Origin of the sequence: Klebsiella oxytoca (assembly GCF_009707385.1) — a bacterium.
GTDB classification, from domain to species: domain Bacteria; phylum Pseudomonadota; class Gammaproteobacteria; order Enterobacterales; family Enterobacteriaceae; genus Klebsiella; species Klebsiella oxytoca_C.
On the sequence record NZ_CP046115.1, the window covers coordinates 1,159,755 to 1,182,493 of the forward strand.

Genomic DNA, 22,739 nt, shown 5'->3' on the forward strand with positions numbered 1-22,739 from the left:
CAACGTAAAAACTGGTTACACTTTGTGAACCATTAGCTAAAATGAACCCTCTACTACACGAGAAGTGGTGGCCTATGAACAATTCCCCCGTCTTGAAATTACAAGACATTGCAAGCTCAAGCTCTACAGATATTGAAGAGCTGCTTTCACGAGCCAAAATGATATCAGTAAAACTTGGCTTACAAGATATTTCAGACTGGCTTGAGCACGAGATAAATGGTTATCCTTCATTTGATTCTCTCCCTGCATACAGGGTTATCAAAAACGTTCCTATTAGAGCCTATAACCCATATGCTGGGTGGATTCCATTTCAGTTGGGTGATATGAGTGAAAATCACCGTGATGTTTATGAAATTCTAACAACATTACATCTCACCAACTCTGTTTCTATGTTAGTAGAGTTCGCTAAAAGTAATCAGACTTTATACAGTGACTTACCCCCTGTGCAATATAACTTTTTACAGCAGGCGAGCGATTGTGATTTTCGCCTTGCATGGAGCATAAATCCAGCACAGATTACAAAAATACTTTCCAATGTGAAATCAAAGATACTTGATTGGGCCCTATTATTAGAAAGTAAAGGGATTTTAGGCGAAGGTTTATTATTCTCACAAGCAGAGAAAAGAGAGGCTGCAACAATGACTGTTAACAATATTAATAACTTTAACGGCAACGTGCATAATGCTGGCGCTATTGGTGCTGGTAATACAGGAGATATTCACCAACAGAACAGTATTACTTCAGGTGATTTTAACTCCCTTGCGCGTCAGCTAAAAGAGCATGGGCTGGATGATGCTGATGTCATAGAACTGGAGCAGCTTGTTAAACAGACTGATAAACCGACTTCAAAAGGTGAAGTTGAAAAGGGCTTTGGGGCTTGGATTGGTAAGATGACGGGAAAGGCTTTCACTGGAGGGCTTAAAATCGCTGGCGCAGTGGCTCCTGCTGTTCTTACCAATGCGCTTTGCCATTACTTTAACATTCCTGTCTGACATCAAGTTAAGGCCGCTATTATCTGACGGCCTTTCTTTTTCATTCATGAAAAGTGCATAGTTATACATCAATGTCCCGCGTACACTGATTAACTTGAATGGTTATTCTTTGTTTTAACAGTGATTAACAGTTTTCTCACACCCCATATTTTCTTCTTCGATGGCTTGCCAGTCCTGACCTCAAGCCATTTTTCTGTTCTGTGGTGATTACAGTGAACTACTGGTAATTTACACACTGTTTCCAGTCTGGTTAAGGTATACCTCAAGAGGCACCGATTTACTGAACCAGTTCACCCCAAAAATGATTTATTGAACCACGCAAAACAGACTGATATAATTGAACCACCTTAAACAGACTACTACGGTTCACTATCATGACTTCACGTGTCTATGCTTACCTCAGAGCTTCCACCACTCAGCAAGACGCAACACGCGCCAAAGGTCAGTTGGATGAGTTCGCTACAGCCAACGGTATGACCATTTCAAGCTACTTCACAGAGAATGAATCAGGTGCATCGCTACAGCGTCCTGAGTTGTTCAGACTGCTTGAGATTGCACAGAAGGGAGATGTTCTGTTAGTCGAGCAGGTAGACCGTCTGTCACGTTTGAGCGGTGAAGACTGGAACAAGTTACGGTCACTGATTAATGAGAAAGGCGTTAGAGTGGTTGCCTTAGACCTGCCAACAAGCCACCAGCTTATTCAGTCAGGAGATGAGTTCACCAGCAGGATGCTTGAGGCGTTAAACGGGATGATGCTGGACATGCTCGCTGCTATTGCCAGAAAAGATTACACAGACCGTAAAAGAAGACAGGCTCAGGGCATCGTAAAGGCCAAATCAGACGGTAAGTACAAAGGTCGTCCAGAGGACACACAGCGTAATGAGAGAATAGCCAGGCTGTTACAGGCTGGTATGTCCTACAGTGACGTAATGGAAACGGTGAGCTGCTCAAGGGCAACGGTGGCAAAGGTCAGTAAGAGCCTCAAAGAGATGGCTTAATTTGACTTGTTAAGAGTCACGCCCTGCTTTGTGTGGGGCTTTCTAATTGATTTCATTGCAGATATGTCAAAAAAGTGCTTGTTAAACGCTACTTTCTCAGGTTCGCCTTCTAAGCAGGTATTCATCTGCTCATCAAATCTTCCAGACCTTCACAGATATGTTCCAGCAATCAATGAAGGCCGAAAATAACGAGTGATACCCTGATTTTACGGAAAAATTTTCATCAGTAATTTTCTGGCCTCATCCCTTAAATCATCGTTAACACGATTAGACGCAATAATTAGCCTTAGTGCTTCTTCACTTGCCCCTGCGGAAATGATTGCTCTCGCTTTACTGGTGCGGCTCCCACAGCTTTTTTCTGTGTATCCTTCCTGAGTATGCAGCAGTTCAATGAGGTCAGCACGTGAAATGGTGGTGTTGGCAAACTTGCTGTAATACGTCACAAAGCACCCCATACCAATAGCTTTAAGGTAGGTGTGTAATTTTTCGTCATCCATTGAGAGGCCCTTAAGAGAATATCTGAGGGAATTGTAACCCTCTGAAAGTCATCTTAACCAGTGGGTAAACTGAGATGAAAGGTTTGATGTCTGGATCCGGCTTATGCTTACCGTTATCCCTGTACCATTGTTTCTGGCATTCAACACAAGCCATGCAGCTTGAGTAATGTTCACTAGCACCATGTCTCTTGCAGATGTGAACAAAGAAACGCTGACCGCGTGCTCTGGCAATCTTTGCAGCAGCAGTTTTTCGGATGGTGAAGTCTTCGTTTCCGGTAAGAAACAAAAATCGGTTTGATGTCTGTACAGTAGGTTTCATTCTTCCAGTCTCCGGTGTGGAAAATCATTCAGCCCACCAGCGATTAACGCTTGATGGGAAGGAACCCTTTTCACCGTGATGGATTGTCTATGGCTTAACAGATGGGAAGGTCTGAAAAGTTGCAATTCACAATATTGCTGTAGGTGAGGTGACTCAACAATTTGGGGGTGTTTAGTCTTCGCTCTTATTGTGAATGTCTGCCATTTGATAAATCTCTTTAGATATGGCTGGACTAGTTGAACTCTCAAGCTACCCCGACTCAACGGGGGCTTAAGCAACGACACCAGATATTCCCACAACTCAAAGAGAACTCATCTCTAACAGGTTGATTATTATATCAAACGCAATGGTTTGATGCAATTGTAACCTGAGCTATTTTAGCGCTTTCTGAGGGCTTATGATGGGCCTTGAGGGGAGAATGTAGGTTGATATTAGGAACGCTTCAGAATGGCATACAGGGGTTCTGATAGGCTATCTGAATAGATTACAAGGCGAAAGCAAGAGCATGACAACGCGAAGCCATGCGAATGTTGAAAGGATAATTCCTTGATTGGTGATTCCACATCTTAACAGTAATCTTTAAAGGTATTGATTAAGTATCTTTGAAGAGATAATAAGATTTTAATGGCTTTTGGCGTAAGCCATTTTCTTATTGTAGTATTCAATTAGTGATAATCAGAAAACTATAAAGATAATCTATAAAGGTCTTAATGCATTATATCAATCGTAAAAAATCCGTCAATAGCAAAAAGTGCTAAATATGCTTTTTCGCCATACCACCCACCCCACCAATAATAACCATCCATCAATTTCAGTAATAACATAATACCACTGGACAAAAACACAGTTACGTATGATAATAATACAGTAATACTCATTTATCAAAATCGGTCAACAGGGTCTTAGATAGATGAGAATAGCTGGAAGGTCACTTTCTCAGGTTTTATTATGGGGGGGGTGACCTTTCCTGTTTCAGGAGTATTAACATGAATGAAGAAGTACTTTACTATCGTAGCGGAAAAGACACATCAATTCTACATGCAGTATAAGAGCCTCTCCGAATTAACAGGGATTACACCTCCCTCTGGTTACACCCCACCTCGTATGATGACAAAAACCAGAAGATACGAAGTTATCAAGGCTATCTGTCAGAAACTGAAACCCCTTGACAGAATTTAACAACATGTTAACATTTGTATATTGGATTGATTTCCTGACAAATTAATGGCTTTCCTGTGGCATCCCTTCCTCGGGACAGGTCAGCCAACCCCCTTACACATTCCAGATGACACTACACGGGTTACGTAAAAGACGGCCTGTGTGGTGTATTTTTGCATCTGAATTTCACGAGAGCGTTAATAATGAATAGTCCTACACAGAAACGAATTGAAATCGAATCACATTTCACCCCCAAAATTAAAGCTGCACTGGAAAATATCGAAGATGCAAAGGATATTTACAACGCAGACAGCCTGAATAAAGATACTCTTATTGCTGTCAAGACTAAGCAACTAATGTCTCAGCCAGTCGAAGATTATGGATTCAGAATCCGACAGGTTACACACCCAGCGATGGTACAGACCATTATTCAGAACATGATGAATGAGAATTATATTGTGTATGAAATGGGCGCTGGATTTATCAAGTTTGTACCATTACAGCAGTCACCAAAACATAACCCGCTTGCTGAGATTGAAAAGGCATGTAAGAAAGCCGCTGAGAAATTTGTTGATGCAGGAATCACTGAGAAAGCGAATAAGGTAAATAATGCCATCCATGCTCACAATGTATTGGTGAAACAGGCTGAAGAAGCGTTATCGGGAATCAAACCGTTTGAATCCTATCTGTCTGTGATTGTAGCCGATGAGGTGGGTAATGACTAACAAAGTCACTGAAGCCGCTTACAAGGCTCAGATTGCCACTTTACAGGCTCAGTTAATGCAACGTCATACAGTGACTGCCATCGACGCTGTACAGCCTTTCTGTGAAGCTATAGGTATCAATCCCGCTGATTACGTTAAGGCCACCAGCGCTATGAGTAACCAGCATAAAGCGTTCTGTGACGGGATTCTGAAAGCGGCTTCTTCAAAGGTCACCCGCTTGCAGCGTGATGCAACTGTACGAATCCTCGAAGCACAGACAAAACGAAACAAAGCCATAACAGCAGCCTCAGAAGCGGCTGAAGTTGCTCAGTCGATGGGAGGGCTGTAAATGAATCAACTCTTCAATGAATATGGTCAGAAAGTAAGTTGTAATCTTCTGATGACGCTGCATCCATCGCTTATCACAAAGCTGGAAAAGCTTTCTGAACAGATTGGTCAAGGTGTGGTATCAGAAGACCAGCGTTTAACACTGGCAATCGGTGAGATGCTCAGGAGGCTTGAATGACGCTTTATCCGTGTAATCCTCTGAAGTCTCAAGGGGATGCAATTCCGTTAACTCAAAATCTCGCCCTGAATATTCCTGTCCCAATGCTACAGAAGCTGGACAGAGTAGGTTATGAACTCGCGGGACGTTACAAATTGGGCGGATTATCAGAGCAGCGCGTGAGATTGCTGGCATTGGCTCACCTGATTGAATCGGCATGAGTGATTTAAAGACAATAGCAGCCATTTAGCGCCGTGATGGGACACCATAACAAGCGCCTTATGCGCATCTTTCAGTTAACCGTTCTCTTATCGAGTACCGTTCGTTTATGGCACGGTGAACACCACGAGAGAGCCAGCCCCTTTCCCGGACTGGTTAGGATTCCCATCATTTGCTCGTTTATCCGTGGCGTGTCATCACGACAGGCTGTTACGGGACACCGCGCTAAGTGTGGAACGGTTAAAAGTGTTGGGATTGATTAGAGACGCTGGCAACGTCATAGGCTTCGAGTTGAGCTTGTACCTGTTCGAGCTGTACAACTACAGGCCGTTACAGTTAACATTCCCAATTGCCATATCAACCATAACGGCAGTTATGAGGGATGATTTACCGATTCTTATAGATGAATAAAAGACAGATTTTTAAGTCTAACTTATTGATTTATAAGGATTTTTACGTGATGGTGCCGATAATAGGAGTCGAACCTACGACCTTCGCATTACGAATGCGCTGCTCTACCAACTGAGCTATATCGGCCCTGCAAGACGTGCTTACTGGCGTAAGTACGGGTTAGAAGGTTAAAACTAACCAGGTGATGCGTCAATGGCCTTGCGAATCAAACGGCTACTTTTGCATCACCTGCTGGCGTTAAGCGCGAATAGTATCGTCGCCGAAACCAATCCACTTATAGGTCGTCAGCGCTTCCAGACCCATCGGGCCGCGAGCGTGAAGCTTCTGAGTGCTGACCGCCACTTCCGCGCCGAGGCCGAACTGGCCGCCGTCGGTAAAGCGAGTAGAAGCATTGACGTATACCGCCGAGGAATCGACCTCGTTGATAAAGCGGTTCGCGTTGCCCAGCGTGCGCGTCAGGATGGCATCTGAATGCTGGGTACCGTGTTCGCGAATATGCGCTACCGCTTCATCCTGGTCGGCTACCACCTTAACGTTCAGATCCAGCGACAGGTACTCATTGTTATACTGTTCCGCTTTCACCGGCTCTACCTTTGCCGGGCCGTTTTGCAGCACGGGCAGGGAAGCCGCATCGGCGTGCAGGCTGACGCCGCTTTCCGCCATCTGTTTGCTCAGCGCAGGCAGGAAGCGTTCGGCAATATCCTGATGCACCAGCAGCGTTTCGACCGAGTTGCAGGCGCTCGGGCGCTGCACTTTGGCGTTAACGATAATCTTCAGCGCTTCGGTAACGTCAGCGGAGTGGTCGATATAAATATGGCATACGCCAATCCCGCCGGTGATCACCGGAATTGTCGACTGCTCGCGGCACAGCTTGTGCAAACCTGCGCCGCCGCGCGGGATCAGCATATCGATATACTTATCCATCTTCAGCATTTCGCCCACCAGCGCGCGATCCGGGCTTTCAATCGCCTGGACGGTGGCTGCCGGTAAACCGCACTCCTGCAGAGCCTGCTGGATCACTTTCACCGTGGCGGCATTGGTGCGCCAGGTCTCTTTACCGCCGCGTAGAATCGCCGCGTTGCCGGTTTTCAGGCATAAAGAGGCGACGTCGACGGTAACGTTTGGACGCGCTTCGTAAATCACGCCAACCACGCCCAACGGCACGCGGCGACGCTCAATGCGCAGGCCGCTGTCGAGCAGGCCGCCATCGATCACCTGACCGACCGGATCCGCCAGGCTGCAAACCTGACGAACATCGTTAGCAATCCCGCTCAGACGCGACGGGTTGAGCGCCAGGCGATCGAGCAGCGCTTCGCTCAAACCGTTAGCGCGAGCTTCTGCCAGGTCCTCAGCGTTAGCGCGCAGAATCTCTTCGGTCTGCGCTTCAAGATAATCGGCAATCTTTTCCAGTACCTGGTTCTTTTCGCGGCTGGAGAGCTGCGCGAGTTTGTATGAGGCCGCTTTGGCAGCAATGCCCATTTGTTCCAGCATTTTCAGCTCCTTAACGGATAATCATATCGTCACGGTGGACGGCAACCGGGCCATATTCATAGCCCAGAATGGCATCGATCTGCTGCGAGTGATGTCCGGCGATGCGGCGCAAAGCATCGCTGTTATAGCGGCTGACGCCGTGCGCAATATCGCGGCCTTCGAGACTGCGAATGCGGATCACTTCACCGCGCGAGAAGTTGCCGGTAATGGTTTTAATCCCTTTTGGCAGCAGAGAGCTGCCGCGCTCGAGGATCGCCTCTGTAGCGCCGGCGTCAACGGTAATTTCACCCGCCGGCGGCGCGCCGAAGATCCAGCGCTTGCGGTTTTCCAGCGGCGACTCCTGCGCATGGAAACGGGTGCCAACGGAAATCCTCTCCATCACGTCGCCAATCACCCCCGGACGACTACCGGCTGCAATGATAGTGTCGATACCCGCGCGGCAGGCGACATCGGCGGCCTGCAGCTTAGTGCCCATACCGCCGGTACCTAAACCCGATACGCTATCGCCTGCGATAGCGCGCAGGGCGTCATCGATACCGTACACGTCTTTAATCAGCTCGGCCTGCGGGTTGTTGCGCGGGTCGGCGGTGAACAGGCCCTGCTGATCGGTCAGCAGCAGCAGTTTATCGGCGCCCGCGAGAATAGCCGCCAGCGCCGAAAGATTATCGTTATCGCCGACTTTAATTTCGGCGGTTGCCACGGCGTCATTTTCATTAATGACCGGCACGATGTTGTTATCCAGCAGCGCGCGCAGGGTATCGCGGGCGTTGAGGAAACGTTCGCGGTCTTCCATATCGGCGCGGGTCAGCAGCATCTGGCCAACGTGGATGCCATAAATAGAAAACAGCTGTTCCCACAGTTGGATAAGACGGCTCTGGCCGACCGCCGCCAGCAGCTGTTTCGACGCGATGGTCGCGGGCAGTTCCGGGTAGCCGAGGTGCTCACGTCCGGCGGCGATTGCCCCGGAAGTAACGATCACAATTCGGTGGCCCATTGCGTGGAGCTGCGCGCACTGGCGCACTAATTCAACGATATGGGCGCGGTTCAGGCGGCGGGATCCGCCCGTTAAAACACTGGTGCCCAGTTTTACCACCAGCGTCTGGCTATCACTCATGATTCTCTGCCGTTCAAAAAGGAGTTTCGATATCGAATTGATGTTGTAACAGGAGTGAGCCCGCTTGCCAACACCTGGCGTCATGGACCAACCACTTCATTGCGCGGATCGGGCATTCTGGCGGGAAAGTGTGACACATTCATGAAAGAAATATTTAAATACCCTTTTTTATAAAAAGTTCCATGTTGTCATAAATTTTTAATATTAGAGCGTTAAAAAACCTGCAGTTTTTGACAGGGCTTCCGCCCGGAATTGATTAGCGCGTATAAATAAATCACCAGGACTGAATAATGAAAAAGAGCTCACTGGCATTAATGATGATGGGTCTTATTGCTTCTTCGGCTACCCAGGCGGCAGAAGTATTTAATAAAAACGGCAATAAGCTGGACGTCTACGGCAAAGTCAAAGCGATGCACTATATGAGCGACTATGACAGCAAAGACGGCGACCAGACCTACGTTCGTTTCGGCATTAAAGGCGAAACGCAGATTAACGACGATCTGACCGGCTACGGTCGTTGGGAATCTGAATTCTCCGGCAACAAAACCGAAAGCGACTCCACGCAGAAAACGCGTCTGGCGTTTGCCGGTGTGAAAGTCAAAAACTACGGCTCGTTCGACTACGGTCGTAACCTCGGCGCGCTGTACGATGTGGAGGCCTGGACCGATATGTTCCCGGAGTTCGGCGGCGACTCTTCCGCGCAGACCGATAACTTTATGACCAAGCGCGCCAGCGGCCTGGCCACCTGGCGTAATACTGACTTCTTCGGCGTTGTTGATGGTCTGGATCTGACTCTGCAATATCAGGGCAAAAATGAAGGCCGTGAAGCTAAGAAACAGAACGGTGACGGCTTTGGTACCGCCTTAAGCTATGACTTCGGCGGCAGCGATTTCGCCGTTAGCGCGGCTTACACCAGCTCCGACCGTACTGACGATCAGAACCGTCTGGCCCGCGGAACGGGTAAAAAAGCGGAAGCCTGGGCGACCGGCCTGAAATACGACGCCAATAATATCTACCTGGCGACCATGTACTCAGAAACTCGCAAAATGACGCCAATCAGCGGCGGTTTTGCCAGCAAAGCGCAAAACTTTGAAGCCGTGGCTCAATATCAGTTCGACTTCGGTCTGCGTCCGTCCCTGGGCTACGTGCTGTCAAAAGGCAAGGATATCGAGGGCATCGGCAGTGAAGATCTGGTTAACTACATTGATGTTGGCGTGACCTATTACTTCAACAAGAACATGAACGCCTTTGTTGATTACAAAATCAACCAGCTGAAAAGCAATAATAAGCTCGGTATCAACGATGACGATATAGTCGCAGTTGGTATGACTTACCAGTTCTAAGTCATCGTCGCTAAGCAACAATAAAGCCGCCGTGGTGACAGGGCGGCTTTATTATGAGTGATTAACGATTCTTCGCCAGATGGAGATTATCGTTATTCATCGTTATCTGAGCGTTATATTCTTTCGGTAGACGTCGCGCCTGGTAGAATACCGATTGCCAGTATGGATTATCCAGCGAGGAGCGCATAACGCCCTGGCTGGTAGAGGCATGAAGGAAATTACGCTCGGTATCATAGAAGCCGACGTGCATGCCGCCTTTAATACGGAAGAAGACTAAGTCACCCGGCCGCAGCTGTCGCGGGTTAACGCGCTCTCCCATATGCAGAAGTTCGCGAGTGGTGATACGCTCCATCGGCAGATTGAAGCGATCTTTTAGCGTTCGCCAGACAAAGCCGGAGCAGTCGACGCCGCTTTGCTCCGTCCCGCCCCATTCATAGGGCGTTCCCTCCCAGGTGTGCATCTGGTCGTGCAGAGCGGCAATTACCGGGATCAGGTCATCGGAACCGCCGTCAATAGTCGAATGACTATTTTGGGCGACGGTTTTATGCGGTTTAGATGAGGACGAACATCCTGCCAAAAACAAAAAAGGAACGAATAATAGCGCGTGAGAGAGTTTGGGCTTCATATCATTGTTTTTCGTCACATGAGAACGGGCCGTGTTCTTTTATAGCCGATTCGTTACATCCTCAGAATGACCAAACGCAAAATTTACGAAACCTTACGTAACTAATATATGTTCGATCGCGATTTGAGAATCAACGGCGCTTATTACCGCTAAAACAGATCGGTTCTTTATTAATAAATTTTTTCTTCATGAAACAATATTTCACAAATTATGAAGGTAGCTAAACGACTCAGATATCGCGCAAGGTGAAAGATCCTCATCATCCCGGCATTGCGCCGCCAGGCCGCCCTCCATTACTTTTGTGCCATAACAGAGAGAATAGGGCAGACCAATGCATCTGGATTTTCGCCAACTGCGCAACTTTGTGGCGCTGGTTGAGTTAGGCAGTTTTAATCGTGCGGCGGAGGCGGTATGCCTGTCGCAGTCGGCGTTCAGCCGCAGCATTCAGGCGCTGGAACAGAGCGTCGGCCATCCTTTATTTGATCGGCAGAGTAAGCTGCCGACGCTAACCCTGCACGGGCAAAAGCTGCTGCCTTACGCCCGCCGCTTTCAGGAGCTGAACGTCGAGCTCAGCAGCCAGCTGCGCGAAGCGGATGATGCGCAGAACGGCGAGGTCGCCTTTGGCTGCGGTCCGGCACCCGGCGCGAAGCTGATCCCTGCCGCCATCGGCGAGTTTCACCGTCAATTGCCGCAGGCGAGGGTGCGTTTTCAAATCGATAACTGGCTTGCTTTGCATCAGGTGCTAACCTCTCAGCACTATCCTTTTGTCGTTGCCGATAGCTGGCAGGCAGAGCTCGACCCGCAGCTGCGCGTACAGCCGCTCAGCCCTCAGCGCTGTTTCTTCGTCTGCCATGCCGAACATCCGCTGGCAAAACGGGGGGCGGTCTCTATCCAGGAGATGCTGCGCTATCCTTTTGCCGCGCCCTATTTGCCGCCGGGCGTACGTAAGGTGCTGGCGACCCTTAGCCAGCAGCAGGACTTTTCACCGACGATCCAGTGTGACCATATCTACGCGCTGCTTTCCACTCTGGCGCAGACTAACGCGATAAGCTTCGCCAGTGAGGATGGCTTCGCCCTGTGCCAGCATAGCCATCGGCTGGTTAAGCTGGAACTTAGCGATCTGCCTGAGGAGTGGCGGCTGATGCAGACCCGGTTTGCTATTATCTCTCCGGTTCACGCGGTTCAGCCGCCGCTGGTTGAGAAGCTGATTGAGATTATCCTTCATACCGATCGTCAGCATCAGCTACAGCTGCTGGCGCAAGAGGAGAAGGGCTAGCCTGGGTTTTTCGCCTCTCCCTTAGCGTCGTACTGCGGCCAGTGGTTTTCCAGCTTCTGGTTTTTCAGCGCCAGCTCGACAAACTGGCCGTCCACCCACTGGCTGACGTCAAAAGCGCTGCGGATCAGGCGGCCGGATTTAGCCTGCTCGACGCTGCTGCTAAAGCTGGCGGTCAGGAACGGGTCGATGCGCGGCGAGGTGGTAAAGTTCAGCTCCTGCGGCTGTAGCTCCTGCAGAAACAGCGTCTGCGGGATCTGGCTTTGCTGCGCCATCTCGGCGGACCAGGCGTCACGATTGGCCGGATCGCTGATTTCCGCGGCATTTTTTACCAGCACATTAATAATCTCTTGCGTAGCCTGCGGCCATGCTGCAATAAACTCCTGGGTCCCGAGAAATCCGGCCTGGGTGGTGTTCTGGCGGCCCGAGTCGCCGCTTTTTACGACCACCTCTATCTTATCGCCGCGTAGCGCCAGCAGCGAAACGCCACCCCAAACCGCATCGACGCGACCGGCCGCCAGCGCCGCTTTGCCGGCATTCCAGTCAAGATTGATGACCTGCAGGCTGCGCTCATTGAGGCCAACGCTTTGCAGCGCCCGGTCAAAGGCCAGCTGGTCCGCCGTACCGCGATAAACCGCAACCCGTTTGCCTTGCAGATCGGTCAGGGTTTTAATTCCCGAGGCTTTGGTCACCGCCAGATAAGATTCCGAACCCCGGCTGCCCAGCAGCAGGCGCGTCGGCAGGCCATTGGCCTTACCGATAATCGCCGCCAGATCGCCGAGGTAGACAAAATCCAGCTGGCGGTTGGCTAACGCTTCATTGACCGCCGGACCGGCACCTTTGAAAAACTGCCACTGCACTTCCACGCCCTGCGGTTTAAACACCTCTTCCAGCTGATGGCGGATAAACGCCATGCCGACCGGACCTTCGATAAACGGTTTGCTGCCCGCGCTCTGATCCGGCACGCCGATGCGGATAGTGCGTAGCGCTTCGGCCTGGACGCTGGCTGCCAGGCCAATGACCGCCACCAGCGCCAGCAAGGTACGGCTAAAAAATGCTTTCATCATAACTTATTGCTCCCCTGAGTTTTTTTCTCACCCTAAAGAGCCGACTGGCAGCGTGTTAAATGCTTTTATTCGCCAAGCATTGGTGAAAAAAAGCTAAATCAGAGGCCGCGCGCTCGCCAGGCTGAAATGCATTTGATGCATCGGGATTATTCACCTTACGCAATGGCGGCGCCGCGTGAGTCACGTTTTGATAGCGGCATAACTCGTCGAAAAGTGGACCGATATGTCGCAGATGATCTTAAGAACCGATGCTCCCGGCAGGCCGGGCTTCAGGCTTAACGGCTGGCCGTGGCTGCTGCCGGCATTACTGCTGCTGCTGTGGTACATCGCCGCCCGTGAAGGATGGATGCCGGAGCAAATTTTGCCCGCGCCATCGGTGGTTGCCGATACCGCCTTGTCGCTGCTGAGTGGGGATCTGCTGGCGCAATGGGGATTCAGCCTTCAGCATCTGGCGCTTGGCCTGCTGCTGGGGGCCATTGCCGGCACGCTGCTCGGGGCGCTGTTCGGCCTGGTCCCGGCCGCCGCGCAGCGCGTGGAGCCGCTGTTCTACGCGCTGGCGCAAATCCCGACGCTGGGCTGGATCCCGCTATTTATGGTGCTGTTCGGGATCGATAACGGCCTCAAGCTGGCGGTTATCGTCAAAACTACCGTAGTGCCGATGACCATCAACACCCAGCAGGCGGTGGCCAGCGTGCCGCTGACTCTGAGCGAAGCCGCAAGGGTGATGAACTTTTCCCGCTGGCAGCGGCTGCGCTGGCTGGTTGTCCCGGCAAGCCTGCCGGGCTGGTTTACCGGCCTGCGTCTGGCGCTCTCGCAGGCCTGGGTATCGCTTATCGTTGTGGAACTGCTGGCTTCTTCAGAAGGCATTGGCTACCTGATGGTCTGGGGCCGCCAGCTGTTTCAGCTGGATATCGTCTTTGTCACCATCGCGGTGGTCGGTCTGAGCGGCATGCTGATGGAGTGGGCGGCGAATCGGGCCTGTTCCCGGCTGGTGTTCTGGCCGCAGCCTGCCGCCGGACGCCTGGCGTGGAAACCGCAGGCCAGCTGGCGGGCGCTGCAGCTGCCGCTGGTTCTGCTGGCGCTGTGGCAGCTGGCCAGCCAGTCAGGCTGGATTGATGAAGCCTTGTTCTCTTCGCCGCTGGCGGTAGCGGTGCGCTTTATTCAGGGCATCCTGAGCGGGGAGCTGACTACGGCGATGTTGGCCAGTTTCGGACGGGCCTTTATCGGCGGCGCGCTGGGGATTACGGGCGGCCTGCTCTGCGGAGTGCTGCTGGCGCTGCGCCCGCGCGCCGGACAAATCTTCACGCCTACCCTTAACGTGCTGCGCCATATCGCCCTGTTTGCCTGGCTGCCGCTGCTGACCGCATGGGTGGGCAATGATAACGGCGGCAAAATCGTCTTTATCGCGCTGGCGTCGTTTTTTCCGATGTTCTTCAGCACCCTGCAGGCCGTGCTGCAGCGTAATCCGCAGCTTGATGAAGTGGCCAGGGTACTGCGCCTGGGCGAATTAGCGCGCCTGCGCAGGGTCATTCTTCCCGGCGCCGCGCCGGGGATCTTCGCCGGTCTGCGGCTGGCGCTGATATACGCCTGGCTTGGCAATATCGGCGCGGAATATTTCATGTCCTCCGGCGTCGGCATCGGCAGCCTGATGATCAACGCCCAGCAGCTGCTGGATATGCCCACCATTCTCTGCGGCATGGTGCTGGTCGGTATCACCGGCGCGGCGCTGGATAAAGCCGGACGTTTACTGGAAATGCGCGCCACCCGCTGGCGCCTACAGGAGCAGCTATGACATCTTCGACTCTGGTCTCTTTTCGCCATGTGCGTAAATCCTGGCAACAGGTGACGGCGCTACAGAATTTCAGCCTGGATATCGCCGCCGGTGAACTGGTGGCGCTGGTGGGCAGCAGCGGCTGCGGTAAATCGACGTTGCTGCGGATGCTGGTGGGCCTTGAGCCAGCGACCCAGGGCGAAATTCGCATCAACGGTAAGCCGGTTACCGGCGTGGGTAAAGAGCGCGGCATCGTGTTTCAGGAGCCGCGTCTGTTCCCGTGGCTTAACGTGATCGACAACGTGATGCTCGGCCTGGCGGATGAAAAGCTCAGCCGGGCGGCGAAGCGCCAGCGGTCGCTGGAAATGCTGGAGCGCGTGCAGCTAAGCGAGTTTGCCAATGCGCTGCCCGCGCAGCTCTCCGGCGGTATGGCCCAGCGGGTTGCCATCGCCCGCGGTCTGGTGGCCCGTCCGCAGATCCTGATGCTCGATGAACCTTTCGGCGCGCTGGATGCCCTGACGCGTCACACCCTGCAGCAGGAACTTTTACAGATCCACCAAAGCGCAGGAACCACCACACTGCTGGTGACGCACGATGTGGAAGAGGCCGTCGTCCTGGCCGACAGGATCGTTGTGCTCTCGCCGCGTCCGGGGCGGATACGGGAGGTGGTAAGCCTGGCGTTGCCCCATCCGCGCCAGCGCGATGATGCTTCGTTTACCGCCGCCTGCCGCCAGATTCGTAATCTGATTACTTCTGCCTGATTCTTTAATTTAAGGAGCAACATATGGGACATCCTTCCGTCTACCCGACAGGCGCCACACTCTACGATCCGCAGCGCGCCTGGAGCGGCTACACCCTTTTCCAGGCCACCGAACACGGCGCGGTGCTGGTGGATATGAACGGTCACGTGGTGCGCGAATGGCCTGAACTGCACGGGTTTCCTAATAAAATCCTGCCCGGCGGCGCCATCCTTGGCCATAGCGGCGAGCGCGATCCGCGCTACGGCATGCAGGATATGCTCGATCTGATCCAGGTGGACTGGGAAGGCAACGTGACCTGGAAATTCGATCGCTATGAGCAGGTGAGCGATCCCGGCAATGAAACGCGCTGGATGGCGCGCGCGCATCATGACTATCAGCGCGCAGGCAACCCGGTGGGCTATTACGCGCCGGGGCTGGAGCCGCAGGTGGATGGCGGCAATACCCTGATCCTCGCCCACACCAATCTGGTTAATGAAGCGATCTCCGACAAGCTGCTGCTGGACGACACCATTATTGAAGTCGACTGGCAGGGCAACGTGGTGTGGGAGTGGCGCTGCAGCGATCATTTTCACGAACTGGGTTTCGACGACGCGGCGCGCACCTCGCTGTACAACAACCCGAACATGCGCGCCAGCGGCGGCGGTATGGGCGACTGGATGCATATCAACTCGATGTCGGCGCTGGGGCCGAATAAGTGGTATGACGCCGGCGATGAGCGCTTCCATCCTGACAACATTATCTGGGACGCCCGCGAATCCAACATTATCGCCATTATCGATAAGCAGAGCGGCAAAATAGTCTGGCAGCTCGGCCCGGACTACAGCAAACCTGAGCTGAAGCACATCGGCTGGATCATCGGCCAACATCATGCGCATATGATCCCGCAGGGGCTGCCGGGTGCGGGTAATATCCTGATTTTTGATAACGGCGGCTGGGCCGGATACGGCGCGCCGAACCCGGCGTCGGCGGACGGAGTGAAAAACGCCTGGCGCGATTATTCACGGATCCTGGAGATCAACCCGCTAACTCTCGATATTGAATGGCGCTACTCGCCCTATGAAGCGGATCTGCCGCAGCCCACCGATTCATACCGCTTCTACAGCCCATATATCAGCAATATGCAGCGCCTGGAAAACGGCAATACCCTGATTAATGAAGGATCGAACGGACGCATTTTCGAAGTGACCCGCGACCACGAAATTGTCTGGGAATATATTTCGCCGTTCTGGGGCAAGACGCTGAACAACAATATGGTCTATCGCGCCTACCGTATTCCCTACGCGTGGATCCCGCAGCTGGCGCAGCCGCAGGAGACGCCAATCGCGGAGGTGGATGTGCGTACCCTCCGCCAGCCGGGGGCGGCGGAAGCGGGACCGGCGCAAAGCGTAGTGCGGGTGGCGGGCGTACAGCCGTACAGTAAAAGCGCCGATGCGCTGTGCGTGGCAACCGATAACGATACCCTGCGCCGCAGTCCGAAGCTGTTCCGCGTCGCGGAAAGCGCGTTCACGCCGATAAGCGCGGCGAGCGAACTGGAGAGCGAACGACCGGTGCTGCTGTTCGTTGGCGCGGAGCGCTGCGTGCACTGCCGCAAGCTCTGGCAGCTGCTGGCGCATGAAAAGCTTGGCCCGCGGATTGCTCAGCTTAATACCCGCTATCTGGATGCCGACCAGCATCAGGAGCTGGCGAGCGACCTCGGCGTGCGCGGCCTGCCGGCGCTGCTGCTGATAAAACCGGGGCAGCCAGCATCGCGCGCGCCTGCGCAGCTTTCGCTGGAAAATCTGTTCGACTGGTTGAGCAGCGCGGGGCTGTGATCCGCTTGCAGGCGGACTGGTTTATGCCGGTCCGCCGTTCATCTGGCGGATAAAGACCATGGGGGAACAGCCTATCGTTTTGCGGAACATGGCGGTAAAAGCGGCGGGATACTCATAGCCCAGAGTTAGCGCGACTTCGGTAATCGAACGCCCTTCACGCAGCGCAGTCATGGCGTACATCAGGCACGCCTGCTGACGCCAGGCGCAAAAGGCCATCCCGGTCTCCTGGCGAAACAGACGATTAAAGGTGCGTACGCTTTTGCTCATTTTGTGCGCCCACTGCTGCGGCGTACTGCGGATAGTCGGCTGGCGCTGAAAATCGCCGCACAGCGCAGCGAGGTGGCTATTCTGCGGGAGCGGGGTAAACATCGGCAGCGGCGCGGCGGCGCGCAGTTCGTAAAGCAGCAGCTCAATCAAAGCGGCGTCGCGCCCGCTCTCTTCATACAGCAGCGGTAGCTGGCAGGCGGCCAGCAGGAGCTGATGGGTTAGCGGAGAAACCTGTAAGACTTCGCAGCGCTCGCTATCACGCGGGGCGACCTGCGCATCAATATAGAGGCTGTGGGTGCTGACGCCGGGCATCCAGACGCGGTGCGGTTTCGTCGCCGGGATCCACACTCCGCTAAAGGGCGGGACCAGCCACTGGCCGTCATCCGTTTCCACCTTCATTAACCCGTTCATCGCGTACAGAAACTGCGCCCGCCGGTGGCTATGACGCTCCAGCAGCGTATTCGGCGGATAGTCGCTACCCAGCGCCAGCACCCGGCGAGGGAGGTGGTCGACGTCATTAATTGCAACGTTGCGCATAAAAACTAGCCCTGGCTGAAATTCGTAATAGATTGGCTTTAAAGCGTAAGCCGGCCACGATCTTATTCTATATCGTTACCTCCTTTTGTGGAGGCGTTCTAATGAGCGACTGGCTTTTTTTGTGCGGCATACTTTCCGGCGTGACCACCTGGCTTTTTGGCTTTGGCGGCGGTTTCGTTACCGTTCCGCTGCTCTATTTACTGGTGACCGGCGCGTGGGGGGCGCAAAGCGCAGTCGGGCAGCAGGCGATGCAAATCGCCGTCGCCACCTCGGCGCTGGTGATGCTTTGTTCCGCGCTGTTGGCAACCTGGCGGCACGCGCGCACCGGCACTCTGAGCTGGCGTCGCCTTTGGGTCATGCTCACCGGCATTGCCGTTGGCGGAATCACTGGCGTGCTGTTGGCGCTTCTGGTCAATGGCGAGTGGATCCGCTGGCTGTTCGTTATTTACCTGCTGGTGACGATTGTCGATTGCTACTTTCGCGCCGGATTTATAACTCCTCCCGTCAGCCGGGTGATGCCGACGGCACCCCATGAGCTGGCGGTAGGCGGCGTCATCGGCCTGATCGCTGCTTTTCTTGGCGTAGGGGGAAGCGTGATGACCGTTCCGCTGATGCGCCGCCGGGGCGTGCAGATGTCCGAAGCGGCGGCGATGGCCAACGTGCTGACGCTGCCGCTGGCGGCAACGGCGACGCTCACCTGGCTGGTGACGGCATGGCTATCGCCGGTGACGTTACCGGCTGGGTTTGTCGGCAATATCTGGCTGTCGGCAGCGGCGCAGCTGGTGGCAGGAAGCTGGCTGGGATTAAAAATCGCCTCCCGCTGGCTGGCGCGTTTGCCGGATAGCTGGCATGTGCGCATTTATCCGCTCTTGCTGATAGCCGTCCTGCTGGTGATGAGCATGTGGTGATAATGGGAAAGCGGCTTCCCGGAGGCGGTGCTGCGCACCTGTCCGTATATGGACACCTCCCGTGGTGCAAGGGGCCGTAGCCCGGGTAAGCGCAGCGCGACCCGGGAAAAAGCCGCACTGACGCGTGAATCCTGGCACATTCCCCAGGCCGCGCTGCCTTGTAAACTTTTCGTTAACCATGCTAATGTTCATGCACTCTTATTAACAGGGGCTTCCCGTGACGCAGATTATAATCCCAGGACATTTTGCCTCCTGCGCTGATTTACCGGCGGGCCGAATGGCATTATCACCTCGCCGCCTGTTTTCCTGCGCCTGTCCCCCGCCTCCTGAAATGGTAGTCGCCGGAGTCTGATCTCCGAACGTCAGGGTATTCGTTAATCATGAGTACCACTCGCTACAACTTCAGGATCTGGAACACATTTATGCATTCTCGATATGCTTTGCTCGCCTCGCAGGCGACAACGGCGACCTTTGTCCTGCTGTGGGGCAGCGCCGCGATTTTTACCCGCTGGGGTCTGGATAACGCTTCGCCGATGGCGCTGCTGGTTTTCCGTTTTCTGATAGCCCTGCTGGCGCTGCTACCGCTCGTCATTTTGCGCAAACGCTGGCTACCGGCGCGCGGTACGCGACTGCAGGTCGCCACCACCGGACTGATGCTGATTGGCGGCTATTCCGTCTGCTACTTTGAGGCGATGGCCCACGGCGTAACGCCGGGCCTGATTGCCACTATCATGGGCATTCAGCCGATTCTTACCCTCTGCGTTGTTGAACGACGCCTGCAGGGCACCCGGCTGCTGGGCCTGCTGGTGGCGCTGGCGGGACTGGTTCTGCTGGTATGGCGGAGCTTATCGGCTTCGCAGATGGCGGTTAGTGGCATTGTTTTTGCCCTTGCCGCTCTGCTGCTGATGACCTTTGGCGCCATTTTGCAAAAGCGCAGCCGCCAGGCGCCGGTGGACGTTCTGCCGCTACAATATCTGGTGAGCTTGCTTTTATGCGTATTGATGACGCCGGTCAGCGGTTTTGATGTTCGCTTTAGCGCCGGCTTTATCATCCCGGTGCTGTTTCTTGGCCTGCTGATTTCGGTTGTGGCCCAGCTGCTGCTGTACCGGCTGCTGAGCGCCGGTAATATCGTTAACGTCACCAGCCTGTTTTATCTGGTGCCGGTGATTACCGCGCTGCTGGATTACCTGCTGCTGGGGAACAGACTGCCCTGGGCGGCGATTGTCGGCATGGTGGCGATCCTTGGCGGAATTATGCTGGTCTTTCGCACGCCGAAAGTCAGCGCCGCATAGCCAATAACCCGGGCGTTTGCCCGGGTCATCCTGCTGTCATTTTTCTTGCGCATGCTCTCGCGAGACGCTGGCGCTGATAAGGAAAATTAAACGATGGGCAAAACGCTGACTATTTTCGATCTGGATAATACGTTAATTAAGGGCGATAGCAGTACGCTATGGAGCCGCTTTATGGTACGCGAGGGCTGGGTAAACGATCCGGGTTACCTGGCGCGTGAAGCGCAGCAGATGGAGGACTACGATCGCGGCGAAATGAATATCGCCGATTATGTGGCTCTGATTCAGGCGCCGCTAATTGGCGTATCAAAGCAGGAAGTGGACACGCTGCTGGCGCGCTGCGTGCGTGAAGAGATTATGCCGCGCGTGTATCCCCAGGCGTGGGATCTGATTCGTACTTTACAGGCTAAAGATGAGCAGATGCTGGTTATCTCGGCGTCGGTAAGCCTGCTGGTGCAGGCGGTCGCGGCGGAGCTCGGCATCGAACAGGCGTTGGGGATTGACGTCGAGATGGTTGATGGCGGCTATAGTGGCGTTATTGCCGGTACGCCGAGCTACCAGCAGGGGAAAGTGGTGCGTCTTGAGCAGTGGCAACAGGCGCATCCTGAATATTCGGGCGAGGTGACTTTCTACACCGACTCGATCAACGATCTGCCGCTGTGCCTGCACGCCGATCGCGTGAGGCTGGTCAATCCCTGTCCGCAGTTAATCGCGGCGAATGCGCAGCATCAGTGGCCGGTGCTGGAGTGGCGGCTGTGATTTTCCCCCGGGTTGCGGCGTAAACGCCGTACCCGGGCTACTTTTTCGTGCTGTTTGGGTAGCCCGGACAGGCGCATTGCGCCGCCTCCGGGAATGTCGCGATATCAGGTCCCCCCCGGGGGTAGCCCGGGTAAGCGCAGCGCAACTAATCAGCCTTAAACAGCGGCACCACGCTGCCGCCAATATAGCGACGGCGTAGCCAGGCGGAAAGCGTATCCATCGCCATCACCACCGCCACCAGCAGCAGGGTAATAAACATCACCACGTCCCAGTTCCACAGGCGCATATTTTCGGCATAAATCAGGCCGATGCCCCCCGCGCCGACAAAGCCGAGCACCGCCGCGGAACGGGTATTGGACTCAATCTGATACAAACTTAGCGCCAGAAACGTCGGGAAAGACTGGGTAAAAATGCTAAAACGGTGCTTCTGCAAACTATTTGCCCCCACCGCCGTCAGTCCGCGTCCGGGAGAGCGGTCTACCGCCTCATGCCCCTCGGCGTAAAGACGGCCCAGAAGCCCGGTATCCTGCATGATAATCGCCAGTACCCCGGCCAGCGGCCCAAGTCCGACGGCGCGGACAAAAATCAGCCCCCAGATTGCCATATCGATGCCGCGTAAAATGTCGAACAACCGGCGCATCAGCACGGCGATAATCCCGGGAAGGAAGCCGCGCATAATATTGCGCGCCGCCAGAAACGAGAGCAGCAGGGCGATGACCGTCGCGGTAATGGTCCCGGAGAAAACAATCGCCAGGGTAATCGCGATTTGCGTGAAGTAGTAGCCGAACGGCCAGTTGAGAAAGTCGTTCCAGACGAACATGCGCAGAAGATAGCGGCCGATTTGCTGCAGCCCGGTGGCGAGCTGCTCGCCGCTGATGCCGAACTGCATAAAGAACCATATATAGTAGAGCACGCTGGCCAGCGTCAGCAGGCCGATATAGCGCAGATAACGGCCCTGGGCCTGATATAAATGTTGATGCTGGCGACGGCTGGCGGCGATATCCGGCTGATTTTGCCACTGACTCATTTTTTCCCCTCCACAACCCACTGCCGCAGGCGACCGGACAGCATATCCAGCAGCGAGACCACGATAATAATCAACAGCAGCGTGATACTGACCTGATCGTAACGGTCGAGTTTGATATTGGTCATCAGCTCCTGGCCGATGCCGCCTGCGCCCACCAGCCCAAGAATGGTTGAGGAGCGGAAGTTAATTTCGAGACGCATAAAGCCGTATGAGAGAAAGATGGGTTTTACCTGCGGCCACAGGGCGAAGCGGATACGCTGCAGAGGCGACGCGCCGCAGGCGGCCAGGCCGCGCACCGGTTTATCCTGAGCGCTCTCTACCGCTTCATAAAACAGTTTGGTCAGGCTGCCTATAGTGTGCAGCATTAATGCCAGAAAACCGGGTATCGCCCCGATACCAAAAGCCATGACGAAAATCACCGCCCACGCCAGCTCCGGCATGGTGCGCAGAAAAGCCACCAGCACGCGAACGGCAAAGCGCAGCGGGGCGGGGGACCAGGCGTTATTGGCGGCAACGAACGCCAGGAGGGAGGCGATAACCACGGCAACCAGCGTAGAGGCCAGCGCCAGCTGTAGCGTCTCCCAGATAAGCGGCAGCTGTATCGGCAGGCGATAGCCCCAGTAAGCCAGCGAGCCTTTGGTATGCGAATCGGCAAACAGATCGGCGATGTGCAGAGTCGGCAACGTCTCGAACATGTAATCGAGAAAATTGGGCAGCGAATGCCAGATGGTAAAGAGATTAAACTCGGCCATGCTGCCGGCGGCAAAATAGAGAACCAGTAGCAGCAGGGAGCCGCTAAAGGTATCGCGTTTTTGTCGCGAGCGGACCTGCTGATAATAGCGCTCAAATTCGGTATGGGAGTTGTTCATGCGTCGCAGTGTCTTCAACGAGTC

General features: G+C 54.2%; 22 protein-coding genes and 1 tRNA gene. 14 read left to right on the forward strand and 9 right to left on the reverse strand.

The annotated features are described in order from the left end of the window. The first annotated feature begins 74 nt into the window (after positions 1-74). Both GJ746_RS05400 and GJ746_RS05405 read left to right on the forward strand, forming a co-directional pair. Positions 75-992 carry a hypothetical protein gene (locus GJ746_RS05400; RefSeq protein ID WP_023325102.1) on the forward strand — a complete coding sequence of 306 codons (918 nt, stop codon included), beginning with the start codon at positions 75-77 and terminating at the stop codon, positions 990-992. Positions 993-1,366: 374 nt separating this feature from the next. Beyond that, complete coding sequence (locus GJ746_RS05405; RefSeq protein WP_154679262.1) at positions 1,367-1,990, forward strand: recombinase family protein; 624 nt, start codon at positions 1,367-1,369, stop codon at positions 1,988-1,990. A gap of 206 nt (positions 1,991-2,196) precedes the next feature. Here the strand turns inward: GJ746_RS05405 and GJ746_RS05410 are convergent, their stop codons facing one another. Then, positions 2,197-2,487 carry a hypothetical protein gene (locus GJ746_RS05410; protein ID WP_032453058.1) on the reverse strand — a complete coding sequence of 97 codons (291 nt, stop codon included), beginning with the start codon at positions 2,485-2,487 and terminating at the stop codon, positions 2,197-2,199. 1,680 nt (positions 2,488-4,167) lie between these two features. Between GJ746_RS05410 and GJ746_RS05415 the strand changes: the two genes are divergently transcribed. From GJ746_RS05415 to GJ746_RS05425, 4 genes are read left to right on the forward strand one after another with little or no spacing between them, the layout of a single operon-like run. Next, positions 4,168-4,689: a hypothetical protein gene (locus GJ746_RS05415; RefSeq protein ID WP_154679263.1), complete on the forward strand. Its 522-nt coding sequence runs from the start codon at positions 4,168-4,170 to the stop codon at positions 4,687-4,689. Further along, entirely contained in the window at positions 4,682-5,017 is a 336-nt protein-coding gene (locus GJ746_RS05420; RefSeq protein ID WP_041165403.1) for a hypothetical protein, read from the forward strand. Before GJ746_RS05415 ends, GJ746_RS05420 begins: the two co-directional genes overlap by 8 nt. After that, positions 5,018-5,194 carry a hypothetical protein gene (locus tag GJ746_RS25205; protein ID WP_012967825.1) on the forward strand — a complete coding sequence of 59 codons (177 nt, stop codon included), beginning with the start codon at positions 5,018-5,020 and terminating at the stop codon, positions 5,192-5,194. Further along, positions 5,191-5,394, forward strand: coding sequence for a hypothetical protein (locus GJ746_RS05425; RefSeq protein WP_012542743.1), 204 nt, complete (start codon positions 5,191-5,193; stop codon positions 5,392-5,394). Before GJ746_RS25205 ends, GJ746_RS05425 begins: the two co-directional genes overlap by 4 nt. Positions 5,395-5,853: 459 nt before the next feature. Here GJ746_RS05425 and GJ746_RS05430 read toward each other — a convergent pair. From GJ746_RS05430 to proB, 3 genes are all read right to left on the reverse strand, one after another. Beyond that, a tRNA-Thr gene (locus GJ746_RS05430) sits at positions 5,854-5,929 on the reverse strand. A gap of 111 nt (positions 5,930-6,040) precedes the next feature. Beyond that, a complete protein-coding gene (gene proA, locus GJ746_RS05435; RefSeq protein WP_154679264.1) occupies positions 6,041-7,294 on the reverse strand; it encodes a glutamate-5-semialdehyde dehydrogenase in 1,254 nt (417 codons plus the stop codon). 10 nt (positions 7,295-7,304) lie between these two features. Beyond that, positions 7,305-8,408 carry a glutamate 5-kinase gene (gene proB / locus GJ746_RS05440; RefSeq protein ID WP_154679265.1) on the reverse strand — a complete coding sequence of 368 codons (1,104 nt, stop codon included), beginning with the start codon at positions 8,406-8,408 and terminating at the stop codon, positions 7,305-7,307. A 290-nt stretch (positions 8,409-8,698) separates the two neighbouring features. Here proB and phoE point away from each other — a divergent pair, with 290 nt between their 5' ends. Next, entirely contained in the window at positions 8,699-9,751 is a 1,053-nt protein-coding gene (phoE, locus tag GJ746_RS05445; RefSeq protein WP_154679266.1) for a phosphoporin PhoE, read from the forward strand. A 61-nt stretch (positions 9,752-9,812) separates the two neighbouring features. Here phoE and GJ746_RS05450 read toward each other — a convergent pair whose 3' ends face one another. Next, on the reverse strand, positions 9,813-10,376 hold the full coding sequence (locus tag GJ746_RS05450; RefSeq protein ID WP_154679267.1) for an NlpC/P60 family protein: 564 nt from the start codon (positions 10,374-10,376) through the stop codon (positions 9,813-9,815). Positions 10,377-10,707: 331 nt separating this feature from the next. Between GJ746_RS05450 and GJ746_RS05455 the strand changes: the two genes are divergently transcribed. Further along, positions 10,708-11,652, forward strand: a complete 945-nt coding sequence (locus GJ746_RS05455; RefSeq protein ID WP_154679268.1) for a LysR family transcriptional regulator — start codon at positions 10,708-10,710, stop codon at positions 11,650-11,652. Here GJ746_RS05455 and GJ746_RS05460 read toward each other — a convergent pair. Further along, complete coding sequence (locus GJ746_RS05460; RefSeq protein ID WP_154679269.1) at positions 11,649-12,716, reverse strand: ABC transporter substrate-binding protein; 1,068 nt, start codon at positions 12,714-12,716, stop codon at positions 11,649-11,651. The genes GJ746_RS05455 and GJ746_RS05460 overlap by 4 nt on opposite strands. 223 nt (positions 12,717-12,939) lie before the next feature. Between GJ746_RS05460 and GJ746_RS05465 the strand changes: the two genes are divergently transcribed. The 3 genes from GJ746_RS05465 to GJ746_RS05475 are packed head-to-tail and all read left to right on the forward strand — an operon-like array spanning position 12,940 to position 17,059. Then, positions 12,940-14,508 (forward strand): ABC transporter permease, encoded by a 1,569-nt coding sequence (locus GJ746_RS05465; RefSeq protein ID WP_154679270.1) that lies wholly within the window; start codon positions 12,940-12,942, stop codon positions 14,506-14,508. Further along, complete coding sequence (locus GJ746_RS05470; protein ID WP_154679271.1) at positions 14,505-15,248, forward strand: ABC transporter ATP-binding protein; 744 nt, start codon at positions 14,505-14,507, stop codon at positions 15,246-15,248. The genes GJ746_RS05465 and GJ746_RS05470 overlap by 4 nt, the downstream gene beginning before the upstream one ends. 23 nt (positions 15,249-15,271) lie before the next feature. Further along, a complete protein-coding gene (locus tag GJ746_RS05475; protein WP_154679272.1) occupies positions 15,272-17,059 on the forward strand; it encodes an aryl-sulfate sulfotransferase in 1,788 nt (595 codons plus the stop codon). Between the two features lie 21 nt (positions 17,060-17,080). Here the strand turns inward: GJ746_RS05475 and GJ746_RS05480 are convergent, their stop codons facing one another. Further along, complete coding sequence (locus GJ746_RS05480; protein ID WP_154679273.1) at positions 17,081-17,863, reverse strand: AraC family transcriptional regulator; 783 nt, start codon at positions 17,861-17,863, stop codon at positions 17,081-17,083. Positions 17,864-17,964: 101 nt separating this feature from the next. On the opposite strand from GJ746_RS05480, the gene GJ746_RS05485 reads away from it, so the two are divergent. From GJ746_RS05485 to GJ746_RS05495, 3 genes are all read left to right on the forward strand, one after another. After that, positions 17,965-18,771: a sulfite exporter TauE/SafE family protein gene (locus tag GJ746_RS05485; RefSeq protein WP_154679274.1), complete on the forward strand. Its 807-nt coding sequence runs from the start codon at positions 17,965-17,967 to the stop codon at positions 18,769-18,771. A gap of 422 nt (positions 18,772-19,193) precedes the next feature. After that, positions 19,194-20,063: a DMT family transporter gene (locus GJ746_RS05490; RefSeq protein ID WP_154679275.1), complete on the forward strand. Its 870-nt coding sequence runs from the start codon at positions 19,194-19,196 to the stop codon at positions 20,061-20,063. A gap of 93 nt (positions 20,064-20,156) precedes the next feature. Beyond that, the gene (locus tag GJ746_RS05495; protein ID WP_154679276.1) at positions 20,157-20,819 is read left to right on the forward strand and encodes an HAD family hydrolase; all 663 of its coding nucleotides are present in this window, start codon (positions 20,157-20,159) and stop codon (positions 20,817-20,819) included. Positions 20,820-20,964: 145 nt separating this feature from the next. On the opposite strand, the gene phnE (GJ746_RS05500) is transcribed toward GJ746_RS05495, so the two are convergent. Both phnE (GJ746_RS05500) and phnE (GJ746_RS05505) read right to left on the reverse strand, forming a co-directional pair. Continuing rightward, complete coding sequence (gene phnE, locus GJ746_RS05500) at positions 20,965-21,846, reverse strand: phosphonate ABC transporter, permease protein PhnE (RefSeq protein WP_154679277.1); 882 nt, start codon at positions 21,844-21,846, stop codon at positions 20,965-20,967. Beyond that, the gene (phnE, locus tag GJ746_RS05505; protein WP_154679278.1) at positions 21,843-22,715 is read right to left on the reverse strand and encodes a phosphonate ABC transporter, permease protein PhnE; all 873 of its coding nucleotides are present in this window, start codon (positions 22,713-22,715) and stop codon (positions 21,843-21,845) included. Before phnE (GJ746_RS05505) ends, phnE (GJ746_RS05500) begins: the two co-directional genes overlap by 4 nt. Between the last annotated feature and the right edge of the window lie 24 nt (positions 22,716-22,739).